The organism is Pedococcus sp. (assembly GCF_036554925.1).
In the GTDB taxonomy this organism is placed as follows: domain Bacteria; phylum Actinomycetota; class Actinomycetes; order Actinomycetales; family Dermatophilaceae; genus Pedococcus_A.
The window spans coordinates 1-19,558 of sequence record NZ_DATBMI010000040.1 but is presented as its reverse complement, the minus strand read 5'-3'; the positions used below and the strand labels follow the sequence as shown (position 1 = coordinate 19,558).

Genomic DNA, 19,558 nt, shown 5'->3' with positions numbered 1-19,558 from the left:
GCCGGTCTGAAGAGGTCGAGGTCATCGTGACGACCAGGAACCGTGTCGGCATCGGACGCATCGTCGTGGGGTCGCTGGCCGCAGGCCTCGTGGCCGCTGCACTCCTTGCCTTCGCCCCCTTCGTTGAAGCTGACGAGCACGCGTTCACCGGGATGGCGCTGCTCGGCTTCGCCATCGGCTGGGCGATGTTGTGGGTCCTGTCGGCACGGCTCAGCGACCAGCCCCAGCGGTGGGCTGCGGTGCCGGCGGTGTTCATGGGACTCTCCGGGGCGGTCCTGCTGGTGGCTCCGGACGCCGTGGTGGATGCGCTCGTGTGGGTGTGGCCACCCGCCCTGCTCGTGCTGGTCGTGTGGACGTTCGCCCGAGCCCGCCGGCAGCTGCACAGCCGCACGAGGGCCCTGGTGCTCAACCCCGTGCTGGCCGTCCTGCTCCTGGCCTCGCTGGGCGGCGGCTACGAGACGATCCGCGAGGCTGCCGACCGGCGCTCCCACCCCATGCCCGGACAGCTGGTCGCCGTGGGCCAGCACCGGCTGCACCTGAGCTGCACGGGCACACGCGGTCCGACCGTGGTGCTCGAGCCCGGCGCCGGGGAGATGTCGTCGGCCCTTGGCTGGATCGCCCCGGCTGTCGCCCGCGACACCCGGGTCTGCGTCTACGACCGGGCCGGTCGCGGCTGGAGCGAACCCGCCACGAGTCCGCCGGACGGCTCGCAGATCGCGACCGACCTGCACACGCTGCTGCAGCGCGCGCACGTCCCCGGCCCCTACGTGCTCGCGGGCCACTCCTTCGGCGGCCTCTACGTGATGAGCTTTGCCGCGCAGTATCCCCAGGACGTCGCCGGAATGGTGCTCGTGGACTCCACCGCCCCGACCTCCACCCCGGTCTCCCGGGAACGAGCGGGCGCGTATGACGTGATGGCGCGTGTCTCGGCGTTGGCGTCGTCCTCGGCCCGCCTGGGCCTGGGCCGAGTTCTCGGATGGCTCAGCTACTCGGACCTGCCGCCGCAGTCCCGGGACGAGGCGCGCGCCAGCACCGCCACGGCCAGCCACCTGGGCAGCACGGTCGACGAGTACGCCGTCGCGTCGCGGTCGACGAGCCAGGCCGGAGAGCTCGTCGACCTCGCCGCGAAGCCCCTGGTCGTCCTGACGGCCGGTCGGGGAGGCGCCGAGGGATGGATGGCAGCCCAGAACGAGATGGCCAGGCTGTCGACCAACAGCCGGCACCGAGTCGTGGCCGATGCCACCCACGAGTCGCTGCTCGGTGACCGGAACGACGCCGCCGCGGTCAGCCGGGCGATCCACGACGTGGTCGTGTCGGTGCGGAACTCCACGCCACTGGTCAGCCCGTAGCTCGTCGCATCCCGTCACCCGCATGGCCCGCGGGGCTCAGCTCGGCGAGGCCGATCAGTCTTCGGCGCCGTTCGGCCCAGCTCCCCGCGTCCCGTTGGGGTGGTGGTCTCCACTCCGGAGCCCGTCGAGGTCGATCGTGTGGGCGCCACGTCGGACCTTCGCCGCCAGGTACTCCGCGTTCGCGTCCGACAGGTGCAGCCCGGTCGGCACCCGTTCGACCACCGTCACCCCGAGTCGGGTGAGCTGTGCGGCCTTGTCAGGGTTGTTGCTCAGCAAGGCAACTCGGGTCACTCCGAGCGCCCTGAGCATCTGGGCCGCGACGGTGTAGTCCCGTTCGTCCTCGCCGTAGCCGAGCGCGACGTTGGCCTCGTACGTGTCCAGCCCCGCGTCCTGCAGCAGGTACGCGTCGAGCTTCGCGTAGAGGCCGATCCCGCGCCCCTCCTGGCGCAGGTAGAGCAGGACCCCACCGGTCTGCGCCATGCGCCTCACCGCCTCCCGCAGCTGCCCGCCGCAGTCGCACCGCTGGCTCCCGAAGACGTCACCGGTGAGGCACTCGCTGTGCAGGCGCGCGAGCGGTGGTGGCCCCGCATCCACATCTCGGACAAGGGGATCGGCTCGGTCGCCGAGCCCGAACGCCAGGTGCTCCCCACCATCGACCAGGCCGTCGAAGGTGAACACGCGGGCCGTCGTCTCGAAGCCATCGGGGAAGCGCAGGGGCACGGTCAGCTGGCTGCGGATATTGGCTGTCGGAGGCATCGCGTTCACCCGACCCGCGTCAGCGCAGCCTGAAGCGGGCCGACAGGGCGTACCGCAGCAGGGCGACGTCATCGATCTGGCGCACCTCCGCGAGGGTCGCTCGCCGGTCCGCGGTCCAGGGGAACAGCCCGTCGCCGACGAACCGTCGGGCCCGGGAGTCCCCGACGAAGAGAGGGGCCACCACCAGCTGCAGCTCGTCGGCCAGGCCAGCGGTGAGCATCTGCGTGTGCACGGTCCCACCCCCCTCGACCATCAACCGCCGGACGCCGCGCTCGTGGAGGTCCTCACTGACCTCCCGCAGGATGACGGGGTCGCCACCGTCCACAACGGTCGCCGCGTCCCCCAGCCGTTCACGAGCGTCGGCCACCGAGCCGCTGGCGCAGTAGACCAGCTTCTCCACGTCGCCGCTGGCGAAGAACTCGGCGCGGGCGTCGAGCTGGCCTCGGTGCGTCACCGTCACCTTGATGGGCGACGGCGGGCACCCTCGCGCCACCCGGTCCGCCCGCCGCTGCGGCGAGCGCACGAGCAGCCGAGGGTTGTCGTTGCGGATGGTCGCCGCGCCGACGAGGATCGCATCACAGGCGGCCCGCTCCGCGTCGACGCGGTCGAAGTCGGCGGTGTTGGACAGCTGCAGGCGCCCGGGCGAAGCGCTGTCGAGGTAGCCGTCGATGGACATGCCGCAGCTCAGCAGGGTGTAGGGGCGGTCAGCCATGACCCACGCCGTCCGGCGTCGAGGTCGCGGCAGCCACCGGACGCGGGGCGGCCCGAGCCACCATGGAGCCACGACGGATCCGGGTCGTGAGCAACAGGACGGCGCCCGGCAGGCTGGCGACGAAGACCATCACCCCGTAGGCCACTGCGGTGGCCACGCCCTGTTCCGCGCCCAGCCCTCCGGCCCCGAACGCCCACGCCGCCATGCCCTCCCGTGGGCCCCACCCAGCGATGCTCAGCGGCAGCCCCATGGCGAGGATCACGAGCAGGGCCAGCGGGAACATCCGCAGTGGTGACGCGCTCGACCCCGCGACCCGGGCCGCGATCAGGAAGGTGAGAACGTGTCCGACCGCCGCGACGGTCGACGCGAGGAGGATCCCCGGCCAGGTGTGCCGCGCGAGGACGCCGGCCCTGAGGTCGGCTCCAGCGCTGCCCAGGAGCCGTGCCCACAGAGGTGCCAGCCGCGTGGGCACGCCCAGCACCAGCGCCACGACAACACCCGCGGCGACAGCCACGAGACCGACCACCGGCAGGGGCACCGGCACGGGCGACGGCAACAGGGACAACGCGGACGCGGCCATGAGGATCATCACCAGCAGACCCGCGAACCGTTCCCACACCACCGACCGCAGCGCGCGGCTCGTGTCCCCCACGTCCCGACCATGGCGCACTCCCCTGTGGACGTCACCGAGCACGCCGCCCGGTGTCGCCACGTTGAGGAACTGCGACCGGTAGTACGCGGCCACCGCCGCGCGGAGCGGCACCGCAACTCCGAGACCGCGCGCCACCAGGGTCCACCGCCACGCGCAGCACACTGTCGTGACCACCGCAATGCCGCTCGCTGCCGCCAGCGACCAGAGGTCGATGCTGCGCAGGCCGTCGAGGAACGGTCCGGTCCCGAGCCGCCACACGAGCACCCCGAACACGCCGACGGTGCCGAGGGCGCGCGCCGCGCTCCACCGGTGGCGTCTCAGGACCTCCGCCAAGGGACGGCGTGGGTGGCATCTGTGCAATGACGTGTCCGGCCTTTCCTCGTTGGGGCCCCGTCACCGACAGTGACGTAGCCTGCGCCCCGCCGGTTCATCCCTTCAAAGTAATCCCACACCCCGGGCGAGGCCGCCACCCATCGCCGGCCGACCCTCAGCGATGAGCGCCGGCGTTCAGGCAGCCACCTGCGCCAGGACGCCGGCCACGGTGCGTGACGTCGCCGACCAGGTCGGCAGCGTGACGCGGCGGCCTCGGGCAGCGCGGCGGAGGCGCTCGCGCACCTCGCTCTCGCACAGCCAGGAGCGCACGGCGGCCGAGAGCGCCGCCGGGTCCTCCGGAGGCACCAGGAGTCCCGGTCGGGTCCCGTCCGGCCCCCGACCCAGCGCCTCGGGCAGTCCGCCCACCGAGGTCGCCACCACCGGGAGCCCACGCGCCAAGGCCTCCGTCACGACCAGGCCGTACGTCTCGGCGCGTGAGGCGAGGAGAAGCACGTCCGACGCGGCATACACACGGTCGAGGTCGTCACCGGCCAACGAGCCGACGAACCGCACCCGATCCGCGATCCCACTCCCGCGGGCCTGGCGCAGCAGGCGTTGGGCCAGCACCGGGTCGAGCGTCAGGGCGCCCGCGCAGACACACCGCCACGGCAGGTCCGCGACCCCGGCGAGTGCCGTCAGCAGCTGGTCGTGGCCCTTGCCCGGTATCACCGCCGCGACGCAGAGCAGCTCGCTCCCCTCCGGGGTGCCCGGCGCGAGGGCTGCCGGCTCGGCTCCCGGTTCGGCGACGTGCACGCGAGTCGGGTCCAGGGCGTAGCGGTCCAGCAGCCAGCGCCGGGTCCAGTCGCTGGTCGTCAGCACGGCGGCCGCCGCGGACAGCACCGCGCACTCGCCGGCGCCCGCGGGCCCGCTGTCGTCCCCGTCGGGGCGGCCACCGAACGGCATGTGCACCAGCACGACCAGCCTCAGCCGGTCCGCCTCCGGCACGACGACCTCCGGGCTTCCCGATGCGACCAGGCCGTCGAGCAGCGCGACGGCGCCGTCGGGAAGCGACGCCAGCACCCGCCCCAGCGAGGCGCGTGCCCGGGCGTCCGGCCAGGGCCAGGGCCCCGGCACCGGGTGCTGGTGGACGGACCACCCCAGGGCGGGGAGCCCTGCGCAGACCTGCCGGTCGTAGGTGTTGCCCCCACTCGGCAGCGCCGGGTCGTCGACGGTGCCCGGGACGACGACGTGGACTGCGGTCACAGGTCGCGCTCGTAGCTGGCCCACGCGACGTGCGACTCCCGCAGGGTGACCGTGATCCCGGCCAGGCCACGGGCGGCCTCCCCGAGGTCACCGGCGTGGACCCGCGCTGCGAGCCGGTCGGCCACCGCCTGGGCCAGCGCCTCGGTCGTGGTGTTGGTGTCCCGGAAGGCCGGGTCGTCGTCGAGGTTCCGGTAGTTCAGCTCACCCAGCACGGCGCCCAGCTGCTCTGCCGCCCGCCCGATGTCGACCACGACGTTGTCGGCGTCGAGTGCCTCCCGCCGGAAGGTCGCGTCGACGACGAAGGTGGCCCCGTGGAGGCGTTGCGCGGGCCCGAAGACCTCCCCACGGAAGCTGTGGGCGATCATCATGTGGTCCCGGACGGTCACGCTGAACATGGGGGCTACCCCTCGCCGTAGGTGATGGTGTGACAAAGCGCCGGCAGGCTGCCCTGGGCCAGGCGTGCCATCACCCCGGGAAGCTCGTCGAACGGCGAGTGGCCGGTGATGAGGGCGTCGAACGCCGGGTCGCGCAGGAGGTCCAGCGCCAGGCGGAGGCGGTCGGTCCGCGTACGCCGGGTGCGGCGGGCTGCGGCCACTTCGCCCACCTGGCTGGCGCGGATGCCGAGGCGTCCCGAGTGGAACGAGCCACCCAGGGCGAGGCGAACCGCGCGATCGCCGTACCAGCTGAGCTCGACCACGGTGCCCTCCGCGGCCAACAGGTCCACCGACAGCTGGAGGCCCTCGGAGGTGGCGCTGGTGTGCACGACGAGGTCGCAGCCATCGGTCAACTCCGCGGCCTGCCCGGCCAGCGCGAAGTCCACGCCCAGCGCCGTGGCGACCGCGGCCCTGGAGGGGTCGACGTCCACGAGGGTGACCTGCGCGCCCGGGATCCCGCCCAGGAGGCGGGCGACGCAGCAGCCCACCATCCCGGCGCCCACGACCGCCACCCTGTCGCCCAGGAGCGGCGCCGCGTCCCACAGGGCGTTGACGGCGGTCTCCACGGTGCCGGCCAGCACGGCGCGCACCGGGGGGACGTCGTCGGGCACGACGACCACGGCCTCGGCCGGCACGACATAGGCGGTCTGGTGGGGGAACAGGGCGAAAACCGTTCGGCCGAGCAGGTGAGTCGGCCCGTCCTCGACCACCCCGACGCTGAGGTACCCGTACTTCACCGGCCATGGGAAGTCGCCGGTCTGGAACGGCGCCCGCATCACGGCATACTGGCTCGAGGGGACCTCCCCTCGGAAGACGAGGGTCTCCGTTCCCCGGCTGACGCCGGAGTGCAGCGTGCGCACGAGCACCTCGCCGGCCCTCGGCGCCGGCAGGTCCACCGCCCGGATCTCCCCCACGGAGGGCCCGACCAGCCAGAACGCGCGTGCAGCACCGGACACGCGCTCACCCTAGCGACGGTCCTGCCGGATGAACCCCGATGACGCCCTTCTCGTTCTACGCTCGAGAATGAGGGAGAAGGGGAGGCACGGTGCGTTCGGTTCCCACGCTCCCGATGATCGGCCTGGCGGCGCAGGTGGGCCTGCTTGCGGCGTTGTCCTCGGCCGCGGGCTTCGGGGGCGCGGGCGCGGCGGTCGGCCTCGCGTGCGCGGCGGTCACGGGGGCGGCTCTCGCGCGGGGACTTGCGGCCAGCGACGGTCGGGGCCTCGGGCCCGCCGACCACGTCACCCTCACCCGGGCAACGCTCGCGTGCGGCGTGGCGGCAATGACCGTCAACTCCTTCTCCCAGCCCACTCGGGTGACGGCCCTGGTGGGGATCGCCTCCGTCGCCCTGCTGCTCGACGCGGTCGACGGGTGGGTCGCCCGACGCACCGGGACGACGTCACCACTGGGCGCACGCTTCGACATGGAGGTGGACGCGTTCCTGGTGCTCGTCCTCAGCGTCTACGTCGCCCGGGTGACCGGCTGGTGGGTGCTCGCCATCGGCGCGGCGCGGTACGCGCTCCTGGCGGCATCCTCGATGGCGCCATGGCTTCGTGGCACCCTTCCGGCACGGAGGTGGCGCAAGGTGGTGGCGGCCATCCAGGGCATCGTCCTGACGCTCGCGGCGTCGCAGCTGCTGCCCGGCACGGTGAACCGGTTGGCGCTGGTCGGTGCGCTGGGCCTGCTCGCGACGTCGTTCGGCACCGAGGTCGCGGAACGCTGGCGGGACCGTCTGCACGAGCCCGCGCGGGGCGAGGAGCTCGTGGCCCCGCCGGACGTCATCGCCGAAGGCGGTCAGGCTCTGGGAGTCGGCCCGTGACGGAGAGACGAGCGCCACCGGGCCGAACCGGAGTGTTGGTGCGCCGAGCAGGAACCACCGCGGTGGCCAGCCTGCTCGTGTGGCTCGCACTGACCGCGCCCGACGACCCGGCGGGCCTGTCGCCGGCATCGTTCGTGCGCCTCCCGGTGGAGGCGCTGCTCGCGGTGACCCTCCTGCTCGCCCTCCCAGCCAGGGCGCGCCGGCTGGCCGGAGTCCTCGTCGGGCTCGTCCTCGGCGCGGTGGCCATCGTGAAGGTCCTCGACCTGGGGTTCCGTTCGGCCTTTCTCCGGCCCTTCGAACCCGTGACCGACTGGACCTACGTGGGGTCCGGCAGAGAGCTGCTCAGCGACTCGGTCGGCCCGGTCGCTGCCGTGGTCGTCCTGGCGGGCGCCGGGGCCGTCATGGTGGGGGTGCTGGTCCTCCTGCCGCGGTCCGTGCTGCACGTGTCCCGAGTCGTGGACCGGCACCGGTCCACCTCGACGCGGGTCGTCGCCGGACTCACGCTGCTCTGGGTCGCCTGCGCCGCAACGGGCGCCGAGCTCGTCCCGGGCACGCCGGTCGCGTCCGCCAGCGCCGCGACCCTGGCCTCCGACCACTGGCAGCAGTCCCGAGCGGCCCTGCGCGACCGCGAGGTCTTCGCCCGCGCGGTGGCCGTCGATGGCTTCCGCGACGCGGCGAGCCGAGACCTGTTGACGGGCCTGCGCGGCAAGGACGTGGTCATCGCCTTCGTCGAGAGCTACGGAGAGGTCGCGGTCCAGGGATCCCCCGTCTCCGAACGCGTAGCCGCCACACTGGATTCCGGGACAGCCCGGCTGAAGGCCGCCGGGTACTCCACCCGGAGCGCCTGGCTCACGTCGCCGACGTTCGGCGGCCTCAGCTGGCTGGCCCACGCGACCCTGCAGTCCGGCCTGTGGGTCGACAGCCAGGCCCGCTACGACGCCCTCCTCGAGCGCGACCGGCTCACCCTCAGCGGGGCCTTCAAGCGCGCGGGGTGGCGCACGGTGTGCCAGAGCCCGGCCAACCGCAGGGACTGGCCGGAGGGCAGGGCCTTCTACGGCTGGGACCAGCTGTACGACGCACGCAACGTCGGGTATGCCGGTCCCCCCTTCGGCTATGCCACGATGCCCGACCAGTACACCCTGAAGGCGTTCTTCGACCGTGAGCTCGCCCGCTCCGACCGCCCACCCGTCATGGCCGAGATCGACCTCGTCTCCAGTCACCTGCCGTGGACGCCGTTGCCGCGCCTCATCGACTGGGACGACGTCGGCGACGGTTCGGTGTATGCCGCGATGCGCGCCGAGTCGCCGCCCGAGGACGTGGTGTGGCGCCACCCGCACACCGTGCGCGCCGCCTATGCCCAGGCCATCTCCTACTCCGTCGACACCGTGGTGTCCTTCGTGGAGTGGGCGCAGGACGACGACCTCGTCCTCGTCCTGCTCGGTGACCACCAGCCCGCCACAGTCGTGTCCGGCGCGCGGGCGAGCCACCGGGTGCCCGTGACGGTCATCGCCCGCGACCCTGGCGTGATGGAGCGGATCACCGGCTGGGAGTGGCAGGACGGTCTCCGCCCCGACTCCCACGCGCCGGTCTGGCGCATGGATGCCGTCCGTGACCGTTTCCTCGCGGCCTACGGGCCCGCACCGGTAGCGCCCCCCGGGCCCAGCCGGGCGCGTTAGGGTCGGAACGTGCTGGGCCGGGCGTGGGGCATCGGACGGTCGCTGGCGATGTACCACGCCATCCCGGGGCGCCAGCGGCGCATGGCGCGGCTCTACGGGGAGTTCCTCGGCCCGGGCGAGGTCGGCTTCGACATCGGGGCGCACGTGGGGAGCCGGGTGCGCGCCTGGCGCCGGTTGGGGGTCCGCGTGGTCGCGGTGGAGCCACAGCCGGACTGCCTGCGGGTCCTGCGGTGGTTGTACGGCCGCGACCACGAGGTCACCATCGTCCCGAAGGCGGTGGGAGCGGCGCGCGGTCGGTCACGGCTGGCCGTGTCGACGGCGACGCCGACCGTGTCCTCGATGTCCCCGTCGTGGGTCGAGGCCGTCGCGGCCGACCGCCGGTTCGCCCGCGTGCACTGGAACCGGTCGATCGAGGTCGAGGTCATCACCCTCGATGATCTCGTTGCGACATATGGCGAACCGGCCTTCTGCAAGATCGACGTGGAAGGCTTCGAGGTCGACGTGTTGTCGGGTCTGAGCCATCCGCTGCCGGCCCTGTCGTTCGAGTACCTGCCCGCGGCACACGACCTCGCGCTCGCCGCCCTGGACCGCCTCGAGAGCCTGGGCGACTACCGCTACAACTACTCGGTGGTCGAGACCATGCGGTTCACGAGCCACGAGTGGCTCGACGCCGCCGGGTTGTCCGCCGTGCTCGACCGGCACCGGCCGCTCGGGCGCTCGGGCGACGTCTACGCCCGGCTCGTTCCGACGGAGCCGCACTGACCGACCGCTCTGCGACGTCGTGGTTGCCGCAGGCGCGGGACGTGGGCGGAACGGCTCAGCGCGCTGCCCGCAGCGTGAGCTGGGCGCGGTGGTGGGCGTAGTGGAGGACGGGGTAGCGGTAGACGTCCTCCACCGTCATCACGGCCGTGAAGTAGGGGTCCCAGCGCGTGGGGAACGGCATCACCCGCCCCATCTGGTGCTCCGGTTCGCGCTGGAGGCTGGAGGACAGGCCGTCAAGGGTGCGGTCGCACAGCCAACCCATCCGGTGCCGGTCGAAGACGAGTGCCGCCGCGCACGACCCGACGTAGTTGACGACGTGGAACGGCCGCCAGCACGTGTCCAGGACACCGGCGAACCCTCGACCTGCCGGTGGCGGCAGACGGGAGACGAGACGGACGAGCGGAAGCAGTCGCCTGACCACGAGGAACCCGAACACCATGTGGAAGAGCAGCTGCTCGTTGGTCCAGCGCGTCCCGTCGCTGCGGGCGCGCAGCTCCTCCCCCGGCGCCACCGACAGCAGCCAGTGCAGGTCTGCGCGGCAGCGTTCGTAGTCCGCGGCGATGGCGCTCCGGTCGACCGGGACAGCCGGCCCGACAGGCGGCTCTGGGCACCCAACCATCATCCACAGCCCACGTCCGTGCCGGAGGATGCCCTGGGGCCAGCCTTGACGGCCTCGTCACCCGCGCGGCCGTTCGGCACACCCGTGGCGAAGCCCCGTCGAAGCGTCTTGAGGGAGGCCAGCAGGTCCGGGTTCGACGCCACCCTCTCGGTGGCCGCCTCGGGGACTCTCCCGACGGGCGCGTCGGCCAGCGCGTTCGCCGAGCTGCAGACCCCGGTCTCGGGGAGGACGAGCTGGACCTCGTCGGCCGCCACGTCGTCCCCGGCGAGGTGCGCGACGATGGAGCGAACCTGCTCGTTGCCAGTGGTGATCAGGAACGTCGGGGCGCGCCCGTAGGACTTCATGCCCACGACGAAGAAGCCGGGCTCGTTCTCGTGGGACAGCTCGCGCCAGCCGTGGGGCGCGACGGTCCCGCAGCTGTGCGCCTCGGGGGTGATGAGCGGACCGAGGACGCGCGAGGACTGAAGGCCCGGGTCGAGGTCGAGCTGCAGCTCGGCCAGAATGGCAAGGTCGGGGCGGAAACCGGTGGCGGCCACGACGTTGTGCAGGTCGTCGATCACCCGCTCGCCGTTCAGCGTGTCGCCCACCACGCTGACCGTTCCCGCGCCCGGCGCGATGCGCAGCTCTCGGGTAGAGAACCCGGTGAGGAACTCGAGCGCGCCGGCCTCGACCAGGCTGTGCAGTTCCGACCCGAGGCGGCCGCGGTCCTCGAGCTGGTCGGCAGTGCCCCCGCCGAAGACCCGGCGGGCACTGGCGCCACGGATGGCCCACACGACTCTGGTGCCAGGTTCCTCGACGGCCAGCTGGGCAAGGGCGACGAGCGTGTTCGCAGCCGAGTGCCCCGTGCCGACCACGAGGGTGGACCGTCCGGCGAAACGCGCACGGTCCACGCCGAGCACGTCGGGCAGCGGCCCGACGAGGAACCCCGCCGCGGCGGCCCCCTCCTCCCCCAGCGCCGGCAGCCCGGAGGCGCCGAGCGGGTTGTGCTGGTGCCATGTGCCGGAGGCGTCGATCACCGCGCGGGCGCGCAGGTCCTCGACACGGCCATCAGCGTGGGCGACACGCACGATGAACGGCCGGTCGGCGCGACCCACGGTGCGCGACCGGTCCACGCCCTCGCGAGAGACAGCCAGCACGCGCATCCCGGTGCGGACCACTTCACCCAGGGCCGCGGAGAGCGGCACGAGGTACTGCTCGACGATCTCAGCGCCACGTGGCGACTGGCGCACGCTCGGACGCGTCCAGCCGCCGGTCGCCAGCAGCTCCTCGGCAGCCGGGTCGACGATGTACTGCCACGGTGTGAACGTCCGGATGTGTCCCCATTCCCGCATGGCAGCACCAACCTGGTCGCCGGCCTCGAGGACGATGGTCGTCAGGCCCCGCTCGACCAGGTGGGCGGCGGCGGCAAGGCCCACCGGCCCGGCTCCGATGACGACAACGGGCAGGTCGCCCACGTCCGCGCCAGGGCCGGACCGCAGAAGTCCAGCCGCGGTGGAAAGCGCCATGCACGTCTCCTTCGACTCCGGTGCGACGAGGACAGTCTGCCCGTCGCGGAACGCCACCTGTTGATTCGACGTTCATCAAAGCAAACTGTGACGGACCTGGAAGCATTCCTTCGAAGATCACCGAATTTCTGACCCGACGACGAGAGGCCCAGCCAGTGCCCACGACGACCACTGCTCGCGGCTCCTCACCACGCAGCGAGCTCACGTTGCTCACCGCGTGTTGCGGTCCCGCCAACCCCGACGTGGCGGATCGGAACGCCCATGCGCTGGCCGACGTGTTCAAGGCGTTGGCCGACCCCGCCCGGGTGAAGATCATGGCGATGCTGCTCAACGCCGAGGAGGTGTGCGCCTGCGACATCTCCGCAGCGATCGGCAAGAGCGCCGCGACCGCGAGCCACCATCTGAAGATCCTCCGGGACGCCGGCCTGACGACGAGTGAGAGGCGCGGCACCTGGGTCTACTACCGGGCCGTGCCGCAGCGGCTCGAGGCGCTGGTGGGCGCTCTGTCCCTGGGTCGATGACTCGTCCCGCGCCCTGAGGTTGCCGTCGTGGGTGTGGGCCCCGCCTGCCCGACCCCTCGTGGTGACCGTCGCCCGGCTCAACCACGCATCCACCTCGGGCACGGAGTGCGGGACACTGCCCTCGTGAGCGGTGGCGGCATGGTCGCACTGGTGGTCGTCGTTGCGCTGGCTGTCGCCTTCGACGTGACCAACGGATTCCATGACTCGTCGAACTCGGTGGCGGCGCCAGTGGCGACTCGCGCGATGCGACCTGCGACCGCGGTGTCCGTGGCGGCGGTCTTCACGATCCTGGGGCCGGTCCTGGCCGGTGCCGCGGTGGCCGACACGGTCGGCGGGCTCGTCCGAGTCGGTACGGGCGACACGTTGGGGATCCTCTTCGCCTCCCTCCTCGCTGCCGTGATGTGGAACCTGGCCACATGGTGGTGGGGGTTGCCGTCGTCGTCCTCGCACGCGCTGGTCGGGGGGCTCACGGGGGCCGGTGTCGCCGTCGGTGGTCTCGGTGCCGTGCGCTGGGGAGGGTTCGACGGGTGGCGTCCGGCGGGGGTGGCCGGCGTCCTCCTGGCCCTCGCCATCTCCCCAGTGGTCGGGGGGCTGGCCGGCTGGATGGGCGAGTTCACGGCCGCACGGTCGCTGCGGCGGGCTCCACGACGCGTCACCCGCTCGATCCTGCGCGGCGAGTGGGTGACGTCCTCCGCTCTCGCCTTCGCGCACGGGACGAACGACGCCCAGAAGACGATGGGTCTGATCACGTTGGCCCTCGTGGCCACCGGTTCGATTCCCTCGTTCGTGGTCCCGCTGTGGGTGAAGCTGATCTGCGCGGTCGCCCTCACCGTCGGGACGGCTATGGGTGGGTGGCGGATCGTGCGGACCCTTGGTCGCGGCATCTACCGGATCCGGCCACTGGACGGGTTCGTGAGCCAGGCGTCGAGCACGGTGGTCATCGGAGGAGCCGCGGCGTTGGGTGCACCGGTGAGCACCACCCACATCGTGGCGTCCTCGGTCGTGGGCGTGGGCGCGGAGCGTCGATGGAGGCATGTGCGCTGGCCGGTGGTCCGCGAGATCGGGCTCGCCTGGGTGGTGACCCTGCCCGCCTGTGCGGCCCTCGGCGCGACAGTCGCAACACTGGGGAGGATCGTCACATGAGGAGGCACTGGTTCCTGCCGCAGAGCCCCGACGTGATGAGGACTCTCGGGGCGCAGGCCGACATCACCCTGGCTGGGGCGATCGCCTTCGAGGCGTGGGCCTGTGGAGACCTCACGCAGGAGGCACAGGTCAGGGCGTGTGAGCACCGGGCCGACGAGGTCCGGCGGCAGCTGAGCCTGCAGCTGCGTGAGGCGTTCAGCACCCCTGTCGACCAGGAGGACCTCTTCACGCTGTCCGAGCGGCTCGATGCGGTCCTCAACGGCCTCAAGAACGTCGTTCGCGAGGCCGAGAGCTACGCGATCGAGCCAGACGCCGCGGTCGCGGCCATGGCCGCCGAGATCGCGACGGGAGTGCGGCACCTGCGCACGGCGATGGTCCACCTCGACAAGGACGGCGACGTGGCCACGCGCGAGGCGGATGCGGCGGTGACGGCCGAGCGGCGGATGGAGAAGATCTACCGCGACGCGATGCGTTCCCTGTTCGCGGCGGACGACCTTCGCGAGGTGGTGGTCCGGGGCGAGTTCTACCGCCGCACGCTCGACATCGGAGAACGCCTCACACGGGTCGCCGACCGCGTGTGGTACGCCGTGGTGAAGGAGGCCTAGACCGTATGCCGTGACCGCCCGTCCGTGAGGTGTCGCGGGCGCGGCGGCCGTGCGCGCACGGACTCGTGCGGGCGGCCCCGTCAGGCGTGCTCGTCCGACCGCTCCTGGTCTGGCTGGACGGACCAGCTCGGCGGCTCGTCGCTGCCCGACTCCTCGTCGCGCTCCGCGTCGGCCGCCGTGGCCTGGACTTTGCCCGCCGCGTGGTGGACCGGCGCGTACACGGTGTAGAGCTGCAGGGGCTCGTCACCGATGTTGATGACGTTGTGCCAGGTGCCGGCGGGCACGAAGACCGCGCCACCGTCCTCGACCTCCCGGTCGAAGTCGAGGTGGTCCCTCGTGGGCCCCATCAGGACGCGGCCCCGGCCGGCGTCGAGTCGCAGGAACTGGTCGGTCTGCGGGTGTGCCTCGAGCCCGATGTCCGCACCGACGGGGATCGACATGAGGGTCAGCTGGAGGTACGTCCCCGACCACGCGACGGCGCGGTAGCTGGTGTTCTCGAGCGTCGCCTTCTCGAGGTCGAAGCTCTGGGGTTCCGGCCCGACGTCCTTGATGGTCATGCGCCCCTCTCATTCTCGCGAGGAGGTCGTCCGTCCGTGGACGGGAAAGGAAGGGAGAACTCCCTTCCACTCTCAACGTATAGCGCGGCGGGGGTCTTGCGGCAAGGCCCCGGTCGTGACGCAGAATCGCCGACCGACGCCAGTACCAACGGAAATGGATGTCGCGTGACCCCACTGACGACCAGCGCATTCGACCTTCCCGGCCACCTCTCCCCCAAGGCGGACCCGGCCCTCATCGCCGCCGACGAGCAGCACTTCGCCGCGATGGCGGAGACGCTCGAGCAGACGATCGCCCGCCTGACCGACCGCCTCGACACCGAGCGCCGGGCACCGAGTCGCCCAGGCCGTGAGGCGCTGGAACGCGACCTCGAGGTCCACCGGCTGACGGCTCGGCTGCGCGCCCTGCGGCGCTTCGGGCTGGACCTGTGCCTCGGACACATGGTGAGCGCGGACGACCCCGAGCCCGTGTACGTGGGACGACTCGGCCTCACCGACAGCACGGGGCGTCGGCTGCTCGTCGACTGGCGCTCCCCTGCGGCCGAGCCCTTCTTCGGAGCGACCCACGCGAACCCGCTGGGCCTGGCAAGCCGCCGCAGGTACCGCTGGACCCGCGGCCGGGTCAGCGACTACTGGGACGAGGTCTTCACCCCGGACGGGTTCACCGAGCACGCCCACGCACTCGACGACCAGTCGGCCTTCGTCGTCAGCCTCGGCACCAGCCGGTCGAGCCGGATGCGCGACGTGCTCGGGACGATCCAGGCCGACCAGGACGCAATCATCCGGGCGGGTTCCCGCGGGGCACACGTCGTCGACGGCGGCCCGGGCACCGGCAAGACCGTCGTGGCGCTGCACCGCACGGCATACCTCCTGTACTCCGACCCGCGCCTCGGTCACCGTCGGGGCGGCGTGCTGTTCGTCGGTCCTCACCAGCCCTACCTGGCCTACGTCGCCGACGTGCTCCCCAGCCTCGGCGAAGAGGGAGTGCAGACCTGCACCCTGCGCGACCTCGTCCCCGAGGGTGCCGACGCGGCGGTCGAGGCGGACCCCGAGGTGGCCCGCCTGAAGTCGTCCGCCGACATGGTCAGGGCGATCGACGCCGCTGTGCGGTTCTACGAGGACCCGCCCACCGAGGGAATGGAGGTCACCACCGCATGGGCGGACGTGTGGCTTGACGCCGACGACTGGGCCGCGGCGTTCGAGGCACCGGACCCCGGGATGCCGCACAACGAGGCCCGTGAAGCGATCTGGGACGAGCTGGTGAGCATCATCCGAGGCAAGCACGACGACGACTCGCTCCCCGAGGGCGAGCTCCGCCGGTCGCTGCGGCGCGACGAGGAGCTGCGCTCGACGCTCGAGCGCGCGTGGCCGCTCATCGACGCGACGGACCTGGTCGGGGACCTGTGGACGGTGCCCGCCTACCTGCGGCTGTGTGCGCCGTGGCTCGCGCCCGACGAGGTCCGGGCTCTGCAGCGACAGGACGCCCAGGCGTGGACCGTGTCGGACCTGCCCCTGCTCGACGCGGCGCGACACCGGCTCGGCGACCCGGAGGCGACCCACCGGAAGCGGCGTGCGCAGGCCACCCTCGACGGCGAGCGCGAGCAGATGCGCAGGGTCGTCGACGACCTCATCGCGGCGGACGACTCCGAGATGCTCGTGATGTCGATGCTGCGGGGAGAGGACCTGCAGGGGGCGCTGGTCGACGGGGCCGTCCTGCCGGGCGGCGCCCCCGACCGGCTCGCCGGCCCGTTCGCGCACGTCGTCGTGGACGAGGCCCAGGAGCTGACGGACGCCGAGTGGCAGATGCTGCTGCTGCGCTGCCCGTCGCGCAGCCTCACCATCGTCGGAGACCGGGCCCAGGCCAGGCACGGGTTCACGGAGTCGTGGCAGGAGCGGCTCGGGCGGATCGGTCTCGACCGGGTCACGCTCGCCTCCCTGGGCGTCAACTACCGGACGCCGCAGGAGGTCATGTCGGAGGCCGAGCCGGTCATCCGGACCGCCCTGCCCGACGCCAACGTGCCGACCTCCGTCCGCAGCAACGGCGTTCCCGTCGTGCACGGGTCCGTGGCGGAGCTGGACTCGGTGCTCGACGCCTGGCTCGCCGCGCACGCCGATGGGATCGCCTGCGTCATCGGCACCGGGGACATCGGCACCGACCCGTCCCGGGGGTCGACTCGCGTCAGGTGGCTCACCCCGGAGCTCGCCAAGGGGCTCGAGTTCGACCTGGTGGTCCTCATCGACCCGGAGGCGTTCGGCGCGGGCGTGGAAGGTGCGGTCGACCGCTATGTCGCGATGACCCGGGCGACGCAGCAGCTCGTCATCCTCACGAGCCGCTGAACGTCGGGCAACACCACGCCCCGGCGTGCGGACGGCCGCTCGGTCCCGAAGGTGTCACGGGTGAGGGATCCCTGAGGCCCGGCGGGATGGCACCTCGGCCGTCCACATGGCACGAGTGGGCCATGGGCGACGGGTCTCCGCAAACCTAGGCTGAAGGCGTCAGCTTCGACCCTGGAGGTGCGAGATGGCGAGCATGGCATCCAAGACTTTCGACGACCCTGACGAGACCCGCCCCTTCGCCGACAAGGGCATGGCGCAGGTGGTGGCGCTGGGCGACGGCATCGTCCTCAAGGGGCGCTTCGATCCCGGGTGGCGGTGGTCGGAGCACCTGAAGCCTGTCGTGGGCACCGAGAGCTGCCAGTCACCACACCTGCTGTACGTGCTGTCGGGACGGATGCGGTTGCGGATGGACGACGGCACCGAAGGCGAGGTCGGACCCAACGCGGTGGCCCGCATCGAGCCGGGGCACGATGCCTGGGTGGTCGGGGACGAGCCCTGCATCGTGGTCGACTTCGGCGCGTCCAGCTCGTACGCCCAACCCGCCAACGGCTGAGCCGGGACGCGCTCGCGTCATGCCGTCCGAGCCTGGGAGCCGGCCGCGACTCCCTCCGCGCTCACCGCTCAGGTTCTGTCAGGCCTCGGGCTCGAGGCGCTCGAGGACGTAGAGGTCGGGGCGTCCCATCCCGAGGGACGGCTCGCGCCGGCGCTCGGCGGAGATCTCCGAGAGGTCGAGGGTCGCCCGAAGAACGACGTCGTCGTGACCGGCGGCGGCCACCACCCGCCCGCGCGGGTCGACGACGATCGAGTGCCCACAGAAGCCGGGCGAGTTCGAGTTGGCCGCGATGGCGAAGACCTGGTTGTCCTGGGCGCGGGCCCGAGTACGCACCTCGATGAGGTGCTCGTGGTCGACGCCGACCGCGGAGGGGATGACGAGGATCTCAGCGCCCGCGATCGCCTGGGTGGTCGAGATCGCGGGGAAGGCGTGCTCGAAGCAGATCTGGGGTCCGAGCACTCCCGCCGACGTCGTGACCACGGGCAGCACCTGACCGGCCGCGAAGACCGGCACCTCGGCCGGGAACAGGTGCGACTTCCGGTAGAGCGCAGGGCGCGCGCCCGCGGAGGCGATGAGCAGGGAGTTGTACAGCTTCCCGTCGTCTGCGCGCTCGAGGAACCCGACCACGATCGTCAGCCGATGCCGCAACGACAGCTGGCGGGTGAGCCGTGCAGTCGGCCCGGTCGTCGCATGCTCGGCCAGGTCGGCGCTGCGCGCCGCGAGCACGGCCAGGTCGTAGCCGGTGACGTACATCTCGGGGAAGACGACGAGGTCGACGTCGCCGTGATCCGCGACGAGGCGAGCGAGGTGCTCGCGGTTGCCTGCGGCGTCGCCGACGGGCATGACCTGCTGGACGACGGCGACCTCCACGGGACGGGACGGGGCCCCTCGCGGTGGCGTTGGGGCATCCCCGCTGCTGGTGACCATCGTGTCGCCTCCCGTGAGTGGGTCCCGGGTCACCGCTTGCGGGCCATGGTCAACCCGTCGAACGCCGTCAGGACGACCGTCTCCACGCGGTCGTCCGCGGCCACGACGTCGTTGAAGGCGCGCAGGGCTGCCGTGTTCGCGTCGTCCACCGAGGGATCGACGATCCTGCCGCTCCACAGCACGTTGTCGGCCAGCAGCAGGCCGCCCGGACGGATCCGGGGCACCAGCTCGGCCCAGTACGCGGCATACCCGGGCTTGTCGGCATCGATGAAGGCGAGGTCGACCTCTGCAGCCTCCGGCAGCGACCGCAGCGTCTCCAGCGCCGGCGCGATCCGCAGCTCGATCCGCCCCGCCAGCCCCGCCTCCGCCCAGGCCCGCTGGCCGATCGCCGTCCACTCCTCGCTGACGTCGCAGCACAGGAGGGAACCGCCGTCGACCAGCCCACGGGCGATGCACAGGCTCGAGTATCCGGTGAACGTGCCCACCTCGACGGCCCGCCGTGCGCCGACCAGCCGGGTGAGCATGGTCAGCAGCTGCCCCTGGTCCTCGCCGATCTGCATGCCGGCGACCTCGCCCAGGGCGGCGGTCTCGGAACGCAGCCGCCGCATCACCTCATCGGGACGCCAGCTGCCGTGGTCCACCGCGTACGACCGGACCTCGTCCGTCACCGGGAAGCTGCGCATCCCCCGACGCTACGCCAACCGTGCCCGGCGGGGTCGGCGGCGGCGCGAGACCGGGCCGAGCGCACCGGTCGGCGTCACGCCTCCCCCTTCGGACGGCGCCAGGTGACGCCGGTCTGTCGCATGTACTCCGCGACGGCCTCGTCGAGCGTCGGGAGGAAGTGCGCCGGGTCGATCGTGCGGGTCAGCTCGTAGCGCTCGATCTTCCTGCGCACCGGGTCCTTCATCTCCGCGAAGACCAGCGACACACCACGCGCGTTGAGCCAGGCGTCCAGCTCCTGCAGCATGTCCGAGGCCGTGGTGTCGACGTCGGTGACGGGCTCGGCGGCCACGACGATCCAGCGGAGGTCTGGGTGGTCCTCGGCGATCTCCCGCACCGTCT

21 protein-coding genes are annotated in these 19,558 nt (G+C 72.3%); 9 read left to right on the top strand and 12 right to left on the bottom strand.

Translation table 11 applies throughout. The features are described from left to right. Positions 1 to 26: 26 nt before the first annotated feature. On the top strand, positions 27 to 1,349 hold the full coding sequence (locus VIB11_RS02805; RefSeq protein ID WP_332028154.1) for an alpha/beta fold hydrolase: 1,323 nt from the start codon (positions 27 to 29) through the stop codon (positions 1,347 to 1,349). A gap of 54 nt (positions 1,350 to 1,403) precedes the next feature. Here VIB11_RS02805 and VIB11_RS02800 read toward each other — a convergent pair whose 3' ends face one another. From VIB11_RS02800 to VIB11_RS02775, 6 genes are all read right to left on the bottom strand, one after another. Then, entirely contained in the window at positions 1,404 to 2,105 is a 702-nt protein-coding gene (locus VIB11_RS02800; protein WP_332028152.1) for a GTP cyclohydrolase II, read from the bottom strand. Between the two features lie 19 nt (positions 2,106 to 2,124). Further along, positions 2,125 to 2,817, bottom strand: coding sequence for a RibD family protein (locus tag VIB11_RS02795; protein WP_332028150.1), 693 nt, complete (start codon positions 2,815 to 2,817; stop codon positions 2,125 to 2,127). Further along, positions 2,810 to 3,802, bottom strand: coding sequence for a lysylphosphatidylglycerol synthase transmembrane domain-containing protein (locus VIB11_RS02790; protein ID WP_332028148.1), 993 nt, complete (start codon positions 3,800 to 3,802; stop codon positions 2,810 to 2,812). The genes VIB11_RS02795 and VIB11_RS02790 overlap by 8 nt, the downstream gene beginning before the upstream one ends. Before the next feature lie 174 nt (positions 3,803 to 3,976). Further along, positions 3,977 to 5,044, bottom strand: coding sequence for a glycosyltransferase family 4 protein (locus tag VIB11_RS02785; protein WP_332028146.1), 1,068 nt, complete (start codon positions 5,042 to 5,044; stop codon positions 3,977 to 3,979). Continuing rightward, complete coding sequence (locus VIB11_RS02780) at positions 5,041 to 5,439, bottom strand: 6-carboxytetrahydropterin synthase (protein ID WP_332028144.1); 399 nt, start codon at positions 5,437 to 5,439, stop codon at positions 5,041 to 5,043. The genes VIB11_RS02785 and VIB11_RS02780 overlap by 4 nt, the downstream gene beginning before the upstream one ends. Positions 5,440 to 5,444: 5 nt before the next feature. Next, positions 5,445 to 6,434, bottom strand: a complete 990-nt coding sequence (locus tag VIB11_RS02775; protein ID WP_332028143.1) for a dehydrogenase — start codon at positions 6,432 to 6,434, stop codon at positions 5,445 to 5,447. Positions 6,435 to 6,523: 89 nt separating this feature from the next. Here VIB11_RS02775 and VIB11_RS02770 point away from each other — a divergent pair, with 89 nt between their 5' ends. The 3 genes from VIB11_RS02770 (at position 6,524) to VIB11_RS02760 (ending at position 9,732) form a co-directional block, all read left to right on the top strand. Beyond that, positions 6,524 to 7,294 (top strand): CDP-alcohol phosphatidyltransferase family protein, encoded by a 771-nt coding sequence (locus VIB11_RS02770; RefSeq protein ID WP_332028141.1) that lies wholly within the window; start codon positions 6,524 to 6,526, stop codon positions 7,292 to 7,294. Between the two features lie 62 nt (positions 7,295 to 7,356). Beyond that, positions 7,357 to 8,970, top strand: a complete 1,614-nt coding sequence (locus tag VIB11_RS02765; RefSeq protein WP_332028139.1) for a CDP-alcohol phosphatidyltransferase — start codon at positions 7,357 to 7,359, stop codon at positions 8,968 to 8,970. Between the two features lie 9 nt (positions 8,971 to 8,979). Further along, positions 8,980 to 9,732: an FkbM family methyltransferase gene (locus tag VIB11_RS02760; protein ID WP_332028137.1), complete on the top strand. Its 753-nt coding sequence runs from the start codon at positions 8,980 to 8,982 to the stop codon at positions 9,730 to 9,732. Between the two features lie 55 nt (positions 9,733 to 9,787). Here VIB11_RS02760 and VIB11_RS02755 read toward each other — a convergent pair whose 3' ends face one another. Both VIB11_RS02755 and VIB11_RS02750 read right to left on the bottom strand, forming a co-directional pair. Then, complete coding sequence (locus VIB11_RS02755; protein WP_332028135.1) at positions 9,788 to 10,351, bottom strand: DinB family protein; 564 nt, start codon at positions 10,349 to 10,351, stop codon at positions 9,788 to 9,790. Next, the gene (locus tag VIB11_RS02750) at positions 10,351 to 11,856 is read right to left on the bottom strand and encodes an FAD-dependent oxidoreductase (protein WP_332028134.1); all 1,506 of its coding nucleotides are present in this window, start codon (positions 11,854 to 11,856) and stop codon (positions 10,351 to 10,353) included. The genes VIB11_RS02755 and VIB11_RS02750 overlap by 1 nt, the downstream gene beginning before the upstream one ends. 242 nt (positions 11,857 to 12,098) lie before the next feature. Between VIB11_RS02750 and VIB11_RS02745 the strand changes: the two genes are divergently transcribed. The 3 genes from VIB11_RS02745 (at position 12,099) to VIB11_RS02735 (ending at position 14,125) form a co-directional block, all read left to right on the top strand. After that, on the top strand, positions 12,099 to 12,377 hold the full coding sequence (locus VIB11_RS02745) for a metalloregulator ArsR/SmtB family transcription factor (protein ID WP_332028132.1): 279 nt from the start codon (positions 12,099 to 12,101) through the stop codon (positions 12,375 to 12,377). 123 nt (positions 12,378 to 12,500) lie between these two features. Further along, positions 12,501 to 13,520 (top strand): inorganic phosphate transporter, encoded by a 1,020-nt coding sequence (locus VIB11_RS02740; protein ID WP_332028130.1) that lies wholly within the window; start codon positions 12,501 to 12,503, stop codon positions 13,518 to 13,520. Beyond that, on the top strand, positions 13,517 to 14,125 hold the full coding sequence (locus tag VIB11_RS02735; protein WP_332028128.1) for a DUF47 domain-containing protein: 609 nt from the start codon (positions 13,517 to 13,519) through the stop codon (positions 14,123 to 14,125). The genes VIB11_RS02740 and VIB11_RS02735 overlap by 4 nt, the downstream gene beginning before the upstream one ends. A gap of 80 nt (positions 14,126 to 14,205) precedes the next feature. Here the strand turns inward: VIB11_RS02735 and VIB11_RS02730 are convergent, their stop codons facing one another. Then, a complete protein-coding gene (locus tag VIB11_RS02730) occupies positions 14,206 to 14,682 on the bottom strand; it encodes a cupin domain-containing protein (protein WP_332028126.1) in 477 nt (158 codons plus the stop codon). Positions 14,683 to 14,847: 165 nt separating this feature from the next. Here VIB11_RS02730 and helR point away from each other — a divergent pair, with 165 nt between their 5' ends. Next, positions 14,848 to 17,016: an RNA polymerase recycling motor ATPase HelR gene (gene helR, locus VIB11_RS02725; RefSeq protein ID WP_332028124.1), complete on the top strand. Its 2,169-nt coding sequence runs from the start codon at positions 14,848 to 14,850 to the stop codon at positions 17,014 to 17,016. 193 nt (positions 17,017 to 17,209) lie between these two features. After that, positions 17,210 to 17,569, top strand: a complete 360-nt coding sequence (locus VIB11_RS02720; RefSeq protein ID WP_332028122.1) for a cupin domain-containing protein — start codon at positions 17,210 to 17,212, stop codon at positions 17,567 to 17,569. Between the two features lie 78 nt (positions 17,570 to 17,647). Here VIB11_RS02720 and VIB11_RS02715 read toward each other — a convergent pair whose 3' ends face one another. The 3 genes from VIB11_RS02715 to VIB11_RS02705 form a co-directional block, all read right to left on the bottom strand. Then, positions 17,648 to 18,439, bottom strand: coding sequence for a carbon-nitrogen hydrolase family protein (locus tag VIB11_RS02715; protein ID WP_332028120.1), 792 nt, complete (start codon positions 18,437 to 18,439; stop codon positions 17,648 to 17,650). 86 nt (positions 18,440 to 18,525) lie between these two features. Then, on the bottom strand, positions 18,526 to 19,179 hold the full coding sequence (locus VIB11_RS02710; protein WP_332028118.1) for an O-methyltransferase: 654 nt from the start codon (positions 19,177 to 19,179) through the stop codon (positions 18,526 to 18,528). 74 nt (positions 19,180 to 19,253) lie between these two features. Beyond that, on the bottom strand, positions 19,254 to 19,558 hold a 305-nt coding region (locus tag VIB11_RS02705; protein WP_332028116.1), incomplete at its 5' end, for a sodium-independent anion transporter.

Bases quoted from the DNA above. Each gene is read 5' to 3' on its own strand.
- VIB11_RS02800 (WP_332028152.1), bottom strand. From the start codon at position 2,105: ATGCCTCCGACAGCCAATATCCGCAGCCAGCTGACCGTGCCCCTGCGC.
- VIB11_RS02795 (WP_332028150.1), bottom strand. From the start codon at position 2,817: ATGGCTGACCGCCCCTACACCCTGCTGAGCTGCGGCATGTCCATCGAC.
- VIB11_RS02780 (WP_332028144.1), bottom strand. From the start codon at position 5,439: ATGTTCAGCGTGACCGTCCGGGACCACATGATGATCGCCCACAGCTTC.
- VIB11_RS02755 (WP_332028135.1), bottom strand. From the start codon at position 10,351: ATGGTTGGGTGCCCAGAGCCGCCTGTCGGGCCGGCTGTCCCGGTCGAC.
- VIB11_RS02750 (WP_332028134.1), bottom strand. From the start codon at position 11,856: ATGGCGCTTTCCACCGCGGCTGGACTTCTGCGGTCCGGCCCTGGCGCG.
- VIB11_RS02735 (WP_332028128.1), top strand. From the start codon at position 13,517: ATGAGGAGGCACTGGTTCCTGCCGCAGAGCCCCGACGTGATGAGGACT.
- VIB11_RS02730 (WP_332028126.1), bottom strand. From the start codon at position 14,682: ATGACCATCAAGGACGTCGGGCCGGAACCCCAGAGCTTCGACCTCGAG.
- VIB11_RS02720 (WP_332028122.1), top strand. From the start codon at position 17,210: ATGGCATCCAAGACTTTCGACGACCCTGACGAGACCCGCCCCTTCGCC.
- VIB11_RS02710 (WP_332028118.1), bottom strand. From the start codon at position 19,179: ATGCGCAGCTTCCCGGTGACGGACGAGGTCCGGTCGTACGCGGTGGAC.